The sequence below is a fragment of the Achromobacter xylosoxidans genome, from assembly GCF_002192695.1.
In the GTDB taxonomy this organism is placed as follows: Bacteria; Pseudomonadota; Gammaproteobacteria; order Burkholderiales; family Burkholderiaceae_B; genus Achromobacter; species Achromobacter xylosoxidans_C.
Genome location: NZ_MTLG01000017.1, coordinates 1 through 435 on the forward strand (window position 1 = coordinate 1; position 435 = coordinate 435).

General features: G+C 58.9%; 1 pseudogene. It reads right to left on the minus strand.

The window, feature by feature from the left end:
- Positions 1-91: pseudogene (locus tag BRO63_RS33890) on the minus strand (ABC transporter substrate-binding protein); the annotation flags it as partial.
- Positions 92-435: the final 344 nt, after the last annotated feature.

The following is a 435-nucleotide window of genomic DNA, read 5'->3' on the forward strand; positions in this document are numbered from 1 at the left end:
GCGGGCTTCCGTCCTCGTAGCTGATGGACAGCGTGCGGACGATTTTCAAGTTCCAGTAGCCGCGAACAAAGGGATTGGGATTCTGAGACATGGGAACGCTCCAGATTGAATAATGGAGCCAATTCCCGCCACCGGGAATTGGACCCGGTGGGTTGAAAAGGGAAAATTCGTCAGTCGGCGCTGATCGTTGGCTTTGATTCAGCCGCTTTACGCTGGGCTACGGAAAGGAAATCGAGGGACATGGCCGTGTGGGCGCATGTCCCTCGTGGGGAACGAAAAGACGGGGGTGTGCCCGAAACGGGCTCACCAGCCGCTGTAGTTCACCATCAAGTCGGCGATGACCTTGCGGCGTTGCAGATCGAGGCCGTCGAAGTCCGACAGCCCGTCGAAGTGGCAGCGCTTGAGCATGGCACCGCCCTCGCGCGCGTTGTAGAA